Annotated in this window: 1 protein-coding gene; it reads left to right on the forward strand. The window is 32.9% G+C overall.

Annotated features, from left to right (window positions below):
- A partial coding sequence (locus MiAbW_RS19230) for a transposase family protein (RefSeq protein ID WP_238707372.1) occupies positions 1-478 on the forward strand: 478 nt, incomplete at its 5' end.
- Positions 479-575 lie beyond the last annotated feature (97 nt).

Here is a 575-nt window from a genome sequence, read left to right on the forward strand (position 1 = left end):
TTTAAAAAGTCAATTTATTGTTTTGCCAAAAGCTGAAGATATTGTTGATGTAGTTATTGGTCAACCTGGTCCGACGAGCGACATAAAAATCTGTCGGGAAACTTTAAGCAAATTCGATTCTCAACAAACTTTTATTGGAGATAAAGCTTACCTGGGAGAAAATCAAATCAGAACTCCTGATAAAAAACCTAAGAATGGAGAATTAACCGAGAATCAAATTAAAGAAAATAAAGTTTTATCATCTCGGCGAATTTTTGTTGAGAATTTAATTCGAGTTGTCAAAGTATTTAAGATAGTTCAAGAAAGATTTAGATTAAATAAAAGTCGATATAAATCGGTTTTACTTACCGTTTGTGGCTTAGTAAGGTTGAGAATTAGTGCGCTAATTTTAGAAGTAATAGAATGGGAGCAATCAGGGGAAGTAATTGACGTTATAATTAGCCATAGTTTTCCGTCAAAATTCGATTTTGTCTCTTAAAACCCTGATTAATCGGTTTTTAGAGCTAATTTTGACTCTTCGTCTAATCTGCCTGTCTTCCTTGCTGTGACTGACTTACAAATTTTTGGAGATGTCT

Origin of the sequence: Microcystis aeruginosa NIES-4325, from assembly GCF_008974145.1 — a bacterium.
Classification (GTDB): domain Bacteria; phylum Cyanobacteriota; class Cyanobacteriia; order Cyanobacteriales; family Microcystaceae; genus Microcystis; species Microcystis aeruginosa_G.